This is a genomic window from Pseudoalteromonas rubra (genome assembly GCF_000967655.1).
Lineage (GTDB): Bacteria > Pseudomonadota > Gammaproteobacteria > Enterobacterales > Alteromonadaceae > Pseudoalteromonas > Pseudoalteromonas rubra_A.
Window position 1 is genome coordinate 35,471 of record NZ_JXYA01000057.1, and the last position, 14,311, is coordinate 49,781.

Annotated in this window: 10 protein-coding genes; 4 read left to right on the forward strand and 6 right to left on the reverse strand. The window is 50.5% G+C overall.

Annotated features, from left to right (window positions below; genetic code table 11):
- Positions 1–48 precede the first annotated feature (48 nt).
- From thrC to TW77_RS20730, 4 genes are all read right to left on the reverse strand, one after another.
- Entirely contained in the window at positions 49–1,335 is a 1,287-nt protein-coding gene (gene thrC / locus TW77_RS20715) for a threonine synthase (protein WP_046006871.1), read from the reverse strand.
- Position 1,336: 1 nt separating this feature from the next.
- Complete coding sequence (gene thrB / locus TW77_RS20720) at positions 1,337–2,275, reverse strand: homoserine kinase (protein WP_046006872.1); 939 nt, start codon at positions 2,273–2,275, stop codon at positions 1,337–1,339.
- An 8-nt stretch (positions 2,276–2,283) separates the two neighbouring features.
- A complete protein-coding gene (gene thrA / locus TW77_RS20725) occupies positions 2,284–4,701 on the reverse strand; it encodes a bifunctional aspartate kinase/homoserine dehydrogenase I (RefSeq protein WP_046006873.1) in 2,418 nt (805 codons plus the stop codon).
- A gap of 335 nt (positions 4,702–5,036) precedes the next feature.
- Entirely contained in the window at positions 5,037–5,402 is a 366-nt protein-coding gene (locus TW77_RS20730) for a response regulator (protein WP_046006895.1), read from the reverse strand.
- A 217-nt stretch (positions 5,403–5,619) separates the two neighbouring features.
- On the opposite strand from TW77_RS20730, the gene TW77_RS20735 reads away from it, so the two are divergent.
- Together TW77_RS20735 and rdgC are read left to right on the forward strand one after the other, a co-directional pair.
- Positions 5,620–7,380: a sensor histidine kinase gene (locus tag TW77_RS20735; RefSeq protein WP_046006874.1), complete on the forward strand. Its 1,761-nt coding sequence runs from the start codon at positions 5,620–5,622 to the stop codon at positions 7,378–7,380.
- A gap of 104 nt (positions 7,381–7,484) precedes the next feature.
- On the forward strand, positions 7,485–8,393 hold the full coding sequence (gene rdgC / locus TW77_RS20740) for a recombination-associated protein RdgC (RefSeq protein WP_046006875.1): 909 nt from the start codon (positions 7,485–7,487) through the stop codon (positions 8,391–8,393).
- A gap of 83 nt (positions 8,394–8,476) precedes the next feature.
- Here the strand turns inward: rdgC and TW77_RS20745 are convergent, their stop codons facing one another.
- Entirely contained in the window at positions 8,477–9,316 is an 840-nt protein-coding gene (locus TW77_RS20745) for an HDOD domain-containing protein (RefSeq protein ID WP_046006876.1), read from the reverse strand.
- A gap of 341 nt (positions 9,317–9,657) precedes the next feature.
- Between TW77_RS20745 and TW77_RS20750 the strand changes: the two genes are divergently transcribed.
- Entirely contained in the window at positions 9,658–11,343 is a 1,686-nt protein-coding gene (locus TW77_RS20750; RefSeq protein WP_046006877.1) for a dipeptidyl-peptidase 3 family protein, read from the forward strand.
- 32 nt (positions 11,344–11,375) lie between these two features.
- On the opposite strand, the gene TW77_RS20755 is transcribed toward TW77_RS20750, so the two are convergent.
- Positions 11,376–11,774, reverse strand: a complete 399-nt coding sequence (locus TW77_RS20755; protein ID WP_046006878.1) for an HIT domain-containing protein — start codon at positions 11,772–11,774, stop codon at positions 11,376–11,378.
- 187 nt (positions 11,775–11,961) lie between these two features.
- Here TW77_RS20755 and TW77_RS20760 point away from each other — a divergent pair, with 187 nt between their 5' ends.
- A complete protein-coding gene (locus TW77_RS20760; protein WP_046006896.1) occupies positions 11,962–14,178 on the forward strand; it encodes a S9 family peptidase in 2,217 nt (738 codons plus the stop codon).
- The last annotated feature ends 133 nt before the right edge of the window (positions 14,179–14,311 follow it).

Here is a 14,311-nt window from a genome sequence, read left to right on the forward strand (position 1 = left end):
GCTTTGCTGGTGCCTCATCGGGTCACCAGCAAAGCAACTTACCAGGGTTTAACGTGTCAGACGCGCCAACACGGCCTGCTTGAGGGCAGCATAATCGGCAGACAAAGGCTCAGCCAGGCAGGGTTTTTCAAGCGCCGTTGCCAGCGCCTCTGGCATCTCTATCGCCTGCTCCAGCACCGCTTCCACGGTTTCTCTGAATTTGGCGGGGTGTGCCGTTGCCAGAAAAATCCCGGTTTCTTCGGGCTGACCGTCCAGCAGTAGCCCTTCATAGGCAATTGCAGTATGAGGCTCTGTCACGTACCCGGCTTTTGCCACCGTACGCATCACTTGCTGCGTTCTCTCTTCAGACACAGAACGTGAATAAAATTCATACTTAGGAAAGTACCCTTGTTCCAACATGGACTCAACCCGAGGCCAGTTATTAGGTTTACTCACATCCATCGCATTGGAAATTGACTCTAAAGTCGCGTTCGGCTGCCACTGACCGGAGTCCAGATAACGGGGCACAGTGTCATTCTGGTTGGTGGTCGCACTGAGGCGTTTTACCGGCAATCCCAGTGCCGCGGCAATCATGGCAGCACACACATTGCCGAAGTTACCACTGGGCACAGAAACATGAACCTGCTGGCGCTGAGCCGCGTTAAGCTGGGCAAATGCCTCAAAGTAGTAACAAACCTGGGCCAGCAGGCGGCTAATATTGATTGAATTGGCCGAGTTCAGACCTAAAGTCTGCTTAAACTCATCATCCAGGAAGGCTTGCTTTACCAATGCCTGACAATCATCGAAGCTGCCTTCTACCGCATAACAATGGATGTTTTCACCCAACGTAGTAAAGAGTTTTTGCTGAGCCAGTGAGATTTTCCCCTGTGGATAGAGGATCACCACATCCACGCCCGGCATCTGATAAAAGGCATGGGCTACCGCAGCACCAGTATCGCCGCTGGTCGCGGTGAGAATGGTGACCCGCTCTCCCTGACTAAAGGCACCAATGCATTGCGCCATAAAGCGTCCGCCAAAATCTTTAAAGGCCAGCGTCGGGCCATGAAATAGCTCAAGGCAATATTTATTTTTTTCAACTTCAACTAAGCGCGCAGGAAAATCAAATGCCTGCTCACACATGCTCTGTAATGAGTCCAGAGGTAACTCATCTCCGATCAGGTGTTTCAGGATAGCCGCGCTGCGCTGTGCAAAAGGCTGTGCCAGCAGGCCATCAATGTCATTCAAAGGCTCAAGCGTTTCGGGGAAAAACACCCCCTGATTGCGACCCAACCCCGTTTTAACGGCGTCAATAAAGGATACCACCTGAGTATCGTCTTTTAAGTTAACCAGTTTCATTCTACTCTCCTTCCTTTATTTCTCTTGTACCTTGTGGGTCTATTCGGCAAATGTGGCTGAAGCCTTGTTCATTCAGGTAATTTTGTTGTAACCACAGCTGGCAACGCTGCGCATCCTCCTCGCTTGCGCACAATGCAAACAAGGTTGGCCCGGCTCCCGAAATGCTGACGTTTAGCGCGCCTAATTCAGGCAGGCTTTGTCTGGCCTCGGCAAACCCTTTTATCAAAGGTGCTCGTGCCGGCTCGGCAATCTCATCCTTCATTAATGTCACGGCCTTATCAAACTGCTGCTGCGCCATTAATAAAGTAAAGGTGCTCAATCGCTGGGCAAACTCTACCGCATCGTGTGTCGCCAGCTGGTGCGGCAACACCGCTCTGGCCGCAGCGGTATTCAGGGCAAAACCGGGGTACGCCACCACCAGTCGCCAGTTGTCATCGCTAGGCAAGCTCAGTGCCCTGTCGGGGACCAATTCGGCTGTCAGCTGAAGCCCACCCAAATAGCAGGGCGTAATATTGTCATAGTGGCGTGCACCACTGACCTTTCCTTCGAAGTCGGCCATCAGCTCAATCATCTGAGTCTGAGACAGCTGCGTCTGTGCAAAAGCATTCAGCGCCGCAAACGTCGCGACCACGGAGCAGGCACTGGAACCCAGCCCAGAGCCGATCGGCAGTCGTTTTTCCAGGGTTAATTTCACCCCAGGCATGTTCGCTGCGACATGCTCCCTGAAATGAACCAGACATTGATAGGCGAGGTTTTCCTCAGCCTGTGCGGGCAATTTAGCCGCATAAGGGCCGATGCAGGCAAAGCTGTCCTGCTCGGCAGCTTCAACACTCACCACATCGCCCAGTAAAGTCCCATCTAAAGGGGCTATGGCGGCCCCAAGGGAATCAAAACCGACACAAAAATTACCAATGGATGCCGGTGCAAAAAATCGTTTCATAGCCACTCCTAGCGTGTCAGTGTTTTCAGAATATCAGCAAACACCCCGGCTGCGGTGACTTCCGCACCGGCACCATACCCCCGGATCACAAAAGGTTTTGGCTGATAATACTGACTCAATATGGCAAGGGCATTTTCCCCGTCACGAATATCCGACAGTGCATGAGTGCGCTCCACCGCTTCAATCCCGACCCGGCAACGGTCATCGGCAATGCTGGCCACATAACGTAATACCTTACCCTCACTGGCCGCGCTTTGAATGCGATCCGCAAACGCGCCGTCCTGTTCATGCAGCCGTGCCATAAACTCATCCACAGAGCTGCCCGCGGCAAAGTCTTCGGGCACCACAGGCTCGACTTCGATGTCAGACAGCTCCAGCGCTAAACCCGACTCACGAGCGATGATCAGCAGTTTACGCGCGACATCCGTGCCGGAGAGGTCATCGCGCGGATCCGGTTCTGTAAAGCCGCTTTGCTTCGCTTTGGCGGTGGCCTCTGACAGGCTCAGGCCATCTTCCAGCTCACCGAAAATGTACGACAATGAGCCCGACAAGATACCACTGAAAGACAACAGCTCATCGCCCGCACCGAACAATAGCTGCAGGTTATCGAGTACCGGCAGGCCCGCGCCGACATTGGTTTCGTATAAGAAGCGTCGGCCCTTTTGCTGTGCAACCTGCTTCAGCGCCTGGTAATAGTCATAGTCGCTGGTGTTGGCTTTTTTATTGGCTGCCACAACGTGAAAGCCTGCCGCGAGAAAGTCCCGATATTGGTCGGCCAGTTGCTGAGACGAGCTGCAATCGACAATAACCGGATTGATCAGGTGGTTACGACGCACAAAAGCTTCCAGATCCGTAAGTTTAAAGCCCTCGGACGCATCTGCCAGTGCCTCTTGCCAGCGCTCAAAAGGCACGCCCTGTTCATTCAGGTAACAGTGTTTTGAGTTAGCCACACCATAGAGGTTGAGCTTGATGTTGCGCTCTGCCAGCCAGCTTTGCTGACGTTGCAACTGGGCCACCAGCTCTGTACCAACCAGACCACAGCCAAGTAAAAACACATCAATTGAGGGAACATGGGTAAAGAAGTTCTCATGGCACACCTTCACCGCGTCCTGACATAGCTCGCCCTGGATCACGGCAGAAATAGCGCTTTCGGTAGAGTCCTGGGCAATCGCCACAATATTCACCTGCGCCTGCGCCAGCGAGGCAAAGAATTTGGCCGCCAGACCTTTGTGCGATTTCATGTTATCGCCCACCAGGGTAACGATTGCCAGTGAGCGGCGTACCTCAATGGGTTCAATCAGCTGAGCCTGCATCTCCAGCTCAAAGGCGCTTTGCAGTGCCTGCAATGCCAAAGGCAAGTCTTGTTCGTGCACACAAAAACTGATACTGAACTCGCAAGAAGATTGGGTGATCAACACAATAGACACATTGTCTTTTGCCAGCGCCGAAAACACCCTGGCCGCCATACCCACTTTGCCTTTCATACCCGGCCCTGAAACCGTTAACATTGCCAGCTTATCCAGACTCGATAAGGCTTTAACCGGCTCATCACCACCACCCTGAGCCGCAATCACGGAACCCGGCAGCTCCGGCGCATGGGTATTTTTAATCTCGCAGGGCACCCCGGTTTTGGCACAAGGTAAAATGGTTTTAGGATGCAAAACTTTGGCGCCAAAATACGACAGTTCCATCGCTTCTTTATAAGACAAGCGATTCACTTTGGTGGCTTTTTTAATCAGCCTGGGGTCGGCACTGTAGACGCCGTCAACGTCTGTCCAGATCTGGCAGACCTCTGCCTGAATACAGGCTGCGGCAATGGCGGCTGAATAATCCGAGCCGTTACGTCCAAGTGTCGTCAGCTCGCCTGCGGAATTGCTGCCGGTAAAGCCGGGCATGATGTAAAATTGTGCGCGGTGGGCCTGTAGCTGCGCGCTAAAACGAGCACGGCTTTCATCCAGCAGAGCCTCCGCATCCAGGTAAGCGTCATTGGTAGCAATACACGCGGTAGCATCAAGATAATGGGCCTTGTCTTTACCCAGCATGGCCACCATCAGAGCGACACTGACGCGCTCACCGAAACTAATCACATACGCCTGTACGGCATCCGGGCATTGCCTGAGCAGTTTCACGCCCGCCAGTTTATCTGCCAGCGCGGCTAAATCGGGCCAATGCGCCGCTTCACCAAACTCAGCTTCAACCTGAGATTTTAGCGCATTCAGGCGCTCTGTCAGTGCTTGCCATTGCGCCTCATACGCTTGTCCCTGACGCGCCAACTCGCATAGCTCAACCAGTTTGTCTGTAACACCACCCGGTGCAGACAACACCACCAGCGCCTCGTTACTCCCCTGAGTCAGGATCAGTTCCCGAACCCGTTGCAGACAGCCATAATCGGCCAGCGATGATCCTCCAAACTTCAATACTTTCATGTCAATTTTCCTCATTCCAAAAACAAAAAAGGCCTGTGCTCGCAGTGAGCACAGGCCTTTTCGAATACGCACCGACCTATGCCACTATCCAGTTAGGATGGTGGTGGTAATAATGGTCGTGGTGTTAATAATCTTTTTCATAGACTTTAGACTGCCTGAACACTGGATAAGCTGTCAAGCACAAAAACCGAAATAATAGCGCGAAAAACTATGCAAAAAACTCAAGTTGCGAACAGCAAAATGCAAAGTTTATGTCAGAATTACGAAATAATTGATGTGAGGGACGGCAAAATTGATGTTAATAAAAGAGACTGGCGTTTACAAACGGACCGCTGTTAACGGATCCCAAAGCGGCTGAGTGTCGCCTGCAAGGACTCTGACTTGACCGGCTTTTCCAAAAACGCCAGCGCCCCGAGCTTAGCAACCCGCGTTTTCATTTCGTCCTGAATATCGGCTGAAATCACCACAACGTAGGTTTCTATCACCTGCTGTTTGATTGCTTCCAGCACGCCTATTCCATCCAGTACTGGCATGGTCAGGTCAAGACAAACCAAGTCTATCTGCCGCGATGCCAGCACCTCCAGGGCTTCACGTCCATTACTGGCTTGGCAAATATCCGCATCCAGCATGCCATTGAGGCAACGGATAACTTGTTTGCGGGCAACGACCGAATCGTCACAAACTAATACAGAGTAACTCATAAGGTGAATTGTCAAATAATCTTTATTGTTCTGTTCTGGGATAAAGGTTATTGTTGTGGTTAAACTTATAACACAATAATCTCTGTCCAGTAAGTGCCACAGGAACAAATTCCTTGTGATATCAGATTGAGATTAATATTTATTTTTAGCACTTTATTGGCTAACTTTAAGTGTATTAAGCACGCAAAAACTCGTTGTTAGGAGCAAAGAACTCTTCATGCTGCAAAAAAGTCTGTCAAAGAAGCTGCTCACAAACGTCTTGTCGGTTTACTTTTTGCTCACCTTTGTCGTGACGTGCGGACAAGTGGTGGCCGAATATGTCAATACCAAGGACTATATTCGCAACGAGTTAACCATGCTGCAAAAAACCTTTAGCCGCAGCCTGACCCGTGCCATCTGGGAGCTCAATACCAAACAAACCGTCACCACCGCCGAGGGTTTGCTGGCGATCCCTATGATTGAAGGGATCATTGTGCGTGACGACAGTGGCGAGATCATTTCGCAGCTGGGTCGCTCCCTCAACATCCATGAGCTCTACAGCCAACAACTGGTACAAGAAGAGGCGCTCATAGAAGACACGCCTTCCGGGTTATTTGGCTATACCTTTCCGCTTATCTTCGAGTTTTCCGGGCGTGCCACCCAAGTGGGTGATGTCACCTTGTTTTCAAGCCGCGAAGTGGTGTTCAGTCGCATCATGATCTCCATCTACTTCCTGATCGGTAATGCGATGGTCAAAACCACGTTTCTGATCATTTTGTTTTTACTCGCATTTAGAAAGTTACTCACCGAGCCTTTAACCGATCTGACCGAGCAGATTGATGATTTTGAAATAGACAATGTCGATGGCCACAAAATAGATATAGATACCACAGAGCGTAACGAGCTTAAGGTGATGGAAGAGGCCTTCAACAAGCTCATTGACCGCATTGCCGATTACCGTAAAAAACTCGACCAGGCACAAAAAGAGCTGTTGATAAGTAACGAAAAACTGGACCAGCATAATATTCAGCTTGAGCAGGAGGTGGCACGCAAAACCTCCAACCTGTCGCAGGCCATGATGGACCTGCAACAACAAAAATATGAGCTGGAAAAGCAAAAGCTCACCTTAACAGAAGAAATCGATCTCAGACGCCAGACCGAAGAAGAGCTGCTAACCAAACAAAAAGAGCTGGAAAAGTATGTTGATGAGCTCAACATGGCGCAGGAGCGTCTGGTCGGCTCAGAAAAAATGGCGGCACTGGGCGGTCTGGTCGCGGGGATAACCCACGACATTAATACCCCGGTCGGTATCGGTGTTACAGCGACCTCCTTCCTGGAAGAACGTCTGCAGCGCCTGGAAACGGCCTATCGGGATAAAACCCTGTCACCTAAGGCACTGGAAGAATTTATTAATGAAGCCAAACAAAGCACCAGCTTACTCACAACGAATTTAGATCGGGCCTCTGAGCTGGTGGCCAGCTTTAAGCAGATTGCAGTTGACCAGGCCAGTGAAGCCGTGCGCACGATTAACTTTAAGCAGTATCTGGGCGAAGTGATCCGCTCCTTGCACCCTAAACTCAAAAAGACTGCGCATATTGTTAACGTTGACTGCCCGGAAGAGCTCACCTTGCACTTACCGGCCGGCGCCATCAGCCAGATCTTTACCAACCTGATCATGAACTCCCTGATCCATGGCTTTGAAGGCATAGCCCAGGGCACCATAGACATAGAGATCAGAGAAGAAAACAACGACGTCTTTATCGTTTACAAGGATAATGGCAAAGGCGTAAGCAAGGCGCAGCTTGAAAAACTCTTTGATCCCTTCTTTACTACCAAGCGCGAGCAAGGCGGTAGTGGCCTGGGTACCCATATCACCTTCAACCTGGTGAAACAGACACTCAATGGCGATATTGAAGTAAATTCGGAAGAAGGAAAAGGGCTGACCTACTACATTCGTTTCCCCAAAGAGCTACAAAAGAACGTGGCGATGTTCAGTTAATAGACGTCGATACCGACTAGTCGAATAATCTGCTCAGAGCCTTTGCCCGAGAGGGGATCGGTTTGCTATGATGCGGGTCGATTTTACTCTTCGGAACCTGTTCTATGTGGTTTAGCAATCTTATCTGTTATCGATTTAAACAAGACGTCTCCTACACTCAGGAAGACTTTGAAGCAGCCCTGGAGCACGACGTATTTCGTCCGTGTGGTAGCCAGGATATGAGCACTTTTGGCTGGACCAAAGCCCTTGGCAAACACGGCCAGACGCTGAGCCACTTTTCTCAGCACTGTATTTTGGTGTGTGCGAAACGAGAAGAAAAAGTGCTGCCAGCCTCTGTGATCAATGAAATGGTTGCGGAAAAAATAGAATCGATCGAACAGGAAGAGAATCGTCCGGTCAAGAAAAAAGAAAAAGACGAAATCAAAGAAAACATCACGGCAACCTTACTGCCGCAGGCATTCAAAAAGTCCAGCCTGCAGTTTGCTTTTATCGACCAGAAAAATGGTTGGGTTATCGTCAATAGCGGCAGCTTCAATAAAGCCGAAGAACTCACCGCCCTGTTGCGTAAATCTTTGGGTACGCTGCCGATTGTCCCCGCATTTGCCAACTATGATCTGGATCTGTTTCTGACCGACTGGCTGACCAAGTTTGAGGTGCCGGAAGGCTTTGCAATTGGTTCTGACGCCGAGCTGCAGGAAGCCGATGACAACGGCGCTCAGGTGAAACTAAAACAACACGACCTGGCAAGTGATGAGATCAAGCTGCACCTGGAACACGGCAAGCGAGTCACTAAACTGGGGATGGACTGGCGTGAGCGCGTTCAGTTTACACTGCAAAACGATGGCTCACTTAAGCGCCTGAGCTTCAGCGATACGCTGAAAGAGCAAAATGCGGATATCCCCAAAGAAGACATGGCGGTCAAACTGGACGCAGACTTTATTCTGGTCACCGAGGAGATCAAAGAGCTGCTCGAAGAGTTGTCACAGGGCCTGGGCGATCAGGACGACCTGTAACACGGCCTGTTAATCCAGTAACTTAGCTGGGTCAGAAAGCCGGCAGCGGGTGCTTACCCTCTGCCGGCTTGTTGTTATAAGGATTATGAGAAAGCGGCTTTTATGTCGTTCAGCATGTCCTGATAATCATCGTCATAGAACATATCGACCGACCCCAGCACTCCTTTTTCTTCATACACATGCAGCGCCGCAGCTTTATCGGATACCTGTAAGATCCCTTCCACAATAGCGCCAACACGAATAAAGTCGACGTAACAAACATGAGCCGGTTTATAATTAGGGTTCGCCCAGCTCTCCGCCACTTCCACAAATTCCTCTGTGAACCCCCACTCGCGCATGATGGCGCCACCAATACGTCCACCCAGTTTCTGGATAGCGTGCGCCAAAAAGCTCGGATTAGCAAACACTTCCGGGTGGTGCTCCGCTTCGGTGAGGATTGGCAGTACACCTATGTTAAAGACCAGCGAGGCCAGCGTGATGGTGTCTTTGTTAAGCGAGGTGTGCTTATTCACCCGCAAGTAAAAGTCCATGGTGGTGATCGCCTGGCAGGCAACCTTGAGGGTTTTTTGCCAGGCCTTGTCCATATAGGTTTTGATCAGTTTGTTTTGCGAAACAAACAGTTGCTCCATCGCCATCGCGGTGGCGACATTTTTAACCTGGCGCAGACCTATGCGAGTCACTGCCTGGTTAAGGGTGTTGACCTTCACCGTGCGACCCAAAAATGCACTGTTGGCCACTTTAATCATACGCGCCGCCAGCGCCGGGTCGTGAGAGATCACTTCAGCCATGTGTAATAAATTCACTTCCGGATCATCTGCCGCCTGGCGCACCCGCACGGCCACTTCGGGCAAGGTTGGCAATACCAGAGTATCGTTATTAATTTTATCAATCAGAATCGTCAACAAAGCATTTTCAGTAGACATATTGGTTCAATCCTCGAATTTACTGGCCTATTGTGCGCACTTCTGGCGTGCAGCAAGGGCCATGCGCTCAGAGCAAGGTGCTGTTCATGTTATTAGTATTGTCTAACTTAAAGAGTAAGTTAAGAAAAGTATAAAAATTATTCGTGACGCAGGTAAAACCCCCTATCGGTCGCGGCTCAATAAAATATTCTCCGACTTCATATCGCAACAGCAGCAAGTTGCCGTCATTTCATGTAAGGTATAGCACCGAAATAATAATACGGACCCCTGAGCAGTCACTGAGTACTGAGTGACCGCATCACAGAATAGGTCCGACTTACACTCCGGATGAAGGAAAAATGATGAAACGCGCAATCTTATCAACGGCCGTGATGCTGGCCTGTAGCGTTATGCTAAGCGCCTGCTCTGAACCACAACAGACAAACGCTGAATCTCAGGCACAGTCACACCAGGCAAGCGAAGGCTATCAGCTGCAAGACCTGTCTCCTGAGCGACTGGATATTTACACTCAGGTCACCCTGAACAGCGATCTGTCGCACCTTAATGACAACCAGAAAAAAATGCTCGGCCTTTTGATAGATGCCTCTAAAATCATGGATGAGTTGTTCTGGAAACAAGCCTTTGGCATGGACAAAACAGCCTTTCTGGCGAACATTCAGGACCCCAAAGTTCGTCAGTTTGCTGACATCAACTATGGGCCATGGGATCGCCTCAACGGTGACAAGGTCTTCCTGAGTGGCTTTGCAGCTAAAACACCGGGTGCCGAGTTCTACCCAAGCGACATCAGCAAAGACGAGCTCAATCAGGCCGATGTAAAAGACAAAGCGGGCTTATACTCGCTGATCAAACGCGACGCACAGGGCCAGCTGTACAGCGTGCCCTACTCTGAGGCCTATCAGGCAGAGCTGAACACCGCTGCGCAATTGCTGCGTGATGCCAGTAAACTGGCTGTGGACAAGCAGTTTTCTAAATACTTAAACCTGCGTGCCGATGCGCTGGTGAACAACAGCTATCAGGCTTCTGACTTTGCCTGGATGGACATGAAGAACAACCCCATTGATGTGGTGATCGGCCCTATCGAAACCTATGAAGATCAATTGTTTGGCTACCGTACAGCGTTTGAGTCTTATGTGCTGGTTAAAGACATGGCCTGGAGCGAGCGCCTGGCTAAGTTTGCCGCTTTTCTGCCTGAACTACAGCAAGGCCTGCCGGTCGATGCCAAATATAAGCAAGAAGTCCCAGGCTCCGATGCCGACCTTAACGCCTACGATGTGATTTACTATGCCGGTCACTCTAACGCGGGCAGCAAGACCATCGCCATCAACCTGCCAAACGATGAAGCCGTTCAGTTACAAAAAGGCACGCGTCGTTTGCAACTGAAAAATGCCATGCAGGCCAAATTTGATAAGATCCTGGTGCCGATTGCCGAGCAGCTGATTGTGCCCGAGCAGCGTAAACACATTACCTTTGACGCTTTCTTTGCCAACACTATGTTCCATGAAGTGGCACATGGTCTGGGGATTAAAAACACCATCACAGGTCAAGGCACTGTACGTCAGTCGCTGCAGGAACATGCCAGCGCACTGGAAGAAGGCAAAGCCGATATCCTGGGCCTTTACATGGTTGAGCAGCTGCTGAACAAAGGCGAAATCACCGAAGGCACACTGGAAGATTACTATGTAACCTTTATGGCCGGGATTTTCCGCTCGGTACGTTTTGGCGCATCCAGTGCTCATGGTAAAGCCAATATGATCCGCTTTAACTTCTTCAAACAAGAAGGCGCGTTTTCAAAGAATGCCGACGGCCTTTACGCCGTAGACATGGCCAAAATGGGCGCAGCGATGGAAAAACTGTCTAACCTGATCCTGACGCTGCAAGGCGACGGCGACTACCAAAAAGTGGATCAGTTGCTGGCAACCCATGGCGACATTAAAGCAGAACTCCAGGCCGATCTGGACAAGCTAGCAGCCGCCAATATTCCGGTTGATGTTACCTTTAAACAAGGTAAAGCGGTACTGGGCTTATAACAGCCCAATACACAAACACTGCTAAACAGGCGCTAACACTCCAGCGCCTGTTTTATTTGGGCAATTTGCTGGTTGCTGTATGGCACGGCAGGCAACGCCCCCCACACGGGCTTTGGCCAGGCTGCATCGTGCTCAAAACGGGCAATATGATGAACGTGCAGCTGTGGCACCATATTACCCAAAGCCGCGACATTTAACTTATGCGGATTAAACACCGCTTTGATCAAATGGCTCAGCTTTGCGGACTCCTGCCAAAATACTTGCTGTTGCTGTTCACTGAGATCAATGATCTCACGCAGCCCGGCTATGCGTGGTACCAGTATAAACCAGGGGTACTGACTGTCGTTTAATAACAGCAGTTTACACAATGGCCAGTCGGCCAGTTCAATACAATCACGCGCCAGTTCCGGCGCCAGTTGAAATGTGCTCATTGTTCTTTTTTAAGTCCGTTGGTGGTGGCCTCACTGTAACTAAGTTGCGCCGTAAAAGCGACAGTATGCAGACAAGATTTCCCCCCTGACACGTCCGTCTGATTTTATTGCCATCATGGTTGACAGTCTTTACCATCAAGGCACTCATACCAACATAACATAATTAAAAGGTGACTCTGTGCGCAATCTGCTATCTTACGCCGCGCTTGCCACCGGTTTGCTGGCCACCAGTCAGTTGACCGTGGCCCAGCCGCTGACGCTGGAACGTATCTTCGATGACCCCTCTTTGGCGGGCAAAGCCCCGGTGAAGCTCAAGTTCTCACCCGACGGGTCCCGGGTAACTTACCTGCAAGGCAAAGTCGATGACTACAACCGCTACGACCTGTGGGAATACAATATTAAAGCCGACACCAATCGCCTGCTGGTTGATTCACAGGCGTTGTTCTCAGGCCCGGAAACCCTGTCAGACGAAGAAAAAGCGCGCCGTGAAAGGCAACGTATTTTTGGCCGCGGGATCCTCGAATACAAGTGGTCGAAAGATGGCAAGGCCCTGCTCTTTCCGCTCAATGGCGACCTCTACTATTATGAGCTGAGTTCCGGAAAAAGCCGTAAGCTCACCGACACCGAAGCCTTTGAAACCGATGCGCGTTTTTCACCCAAAGGCAACTATGTCTCTTTTATCCGCGAACAAGACTTATATGCCCTGGAACTGGCGACCGGCAAAGAGATCCGTCTGAGTAAAGGCGGCGGCGGCGTAATTAAAAACGGCATGGCCGAATTTGTGGCGCAGGAAGAAATGAGCCGTATGACCGGCTACTGGTGGGCCGGTGATGAAAGCAAAATTGCCTTTACCCGCATCGACGAAAGCCCGGTACAGGAAGCCATCCGCAACGAGATCTATGCCGACGAAGTGAAGCTGTTTAACCAGCGTTACCCGTTTACCGGCACGGATAACGTCAGGATCGATCTGGGCGTTGTCACCCTCAATGATCAAAAAGTGGACTGGATTGACCTGGGTAAAGACAAAGACATCTATATTGCCCGTGCAAACTGGCTGGAAGACGACACCACCTTGTCGTATCAGTGGCAAAACCGCTCCCAGCAAAAGCTGGAATTGAGATTCTACAACGCCGACACTAAACAACAGCGCGTGGCCCTGACGGAGACCAGCGACACCTGGATCAACCTGCATTTTGATCTGCACTTTTTAAAAGACAAAAAGCACTTTATCTGGGCCTCGGAGCGCGATGGCTATAAGCACCTGTATTTGTATCGCACCAGCGGCCAGCTGGTTCGTCAGCTGACTCAGGGCGACTGGATTGTCGAAAAGCTTCAGGGCGTGGATGAGAAAAAAGGCCTGGTTTACTTCTCCGGTCGTAAAGACACGCCGCTTGAAAGCCATCTGTATGCCGTTCCCTTGTTCAAAAAAGGCAATATCAAGCGGATCACAGAAGCCGGAGCCTATCATAAGGTGGTCATGGCCGAAGACAACCGTACTTTTATTGACAGCAAGTCTGCGGTGAATCAGCCGACTTCCGTATCCCTGCGCAAAGCCAATGGCGAATTCATTACCTGGCTGGAACAAAATAAACTGGACGAGCAACACCCGCTAACGCCTTTCTTAAGCGATTTATCGACGCCTGAATATGGCACGCTAAAAGCGCAAGATGGCCAGCTGATGCACTATCGTCTGTTTAAGCCTAAGCAGCTGGAAAAAGGTAAAAAGTACCCGGTGATCGTCAACGTCTATGGCGGTCCGCATGCCCAGCGCGTGACCAATAGCTGGCGCAGCAAAAACCTTTATTTCCAGTACATGGTGCAACAAGGTTATATTGTCTTCCAGCTGGACAACCGGGGCTCGTATAACCGGGGTAAACGCTTTGAAGACCCTATTTATAAACACTTAGGGGAAGTGGAAGTGGCCGATCAGATCCGCGGCGTCGAGTTTTTACGCACGCTGGATTATGTTGATCCATCACGCATTGGCATTTATGGCCACAGCTACGGCGGCTACATGGCCCTGATGACCATGTTCAAGGCAGGTGATTACTTCTCAGCTGGCGTCTCGGGCGCACCGGTCACCGACTGGGCGCTGTACGATACACACTACACCGAGCGATATCTGGGACACCCGCAAACCAATGCTAAGGGCTATGAGCAAAGCGCCGTATTCCCCTACACAGATGGCTTAAAGGGCCCATTAATGATCTATCATGGCATGGCGGATGACAACGTGTTGTTTACTCATGCCACTAAGCTGTTTAAACAGCTTCAGGATGAGGCTAAGCCTTTTGAAATGATGACTTACCCGGGCTCTAAACACAGCCTGCGCGGTAAAAAAGTGCAAACCCATCTGCACCAGACCATCACCAACTTCTTTAATCGTCACTTTGACGTGAAGTAACTCCCAGGCGCGGGCCCGCTTTGGCCCGCGTCCCTCATACGCGTAATTCTCTGCCGGCACTATTCGACAAATAGCTAATTGCTTTTTCCTTTCCTCTGTAAATATATTATTCACTTGATTTAGAACAAATTTC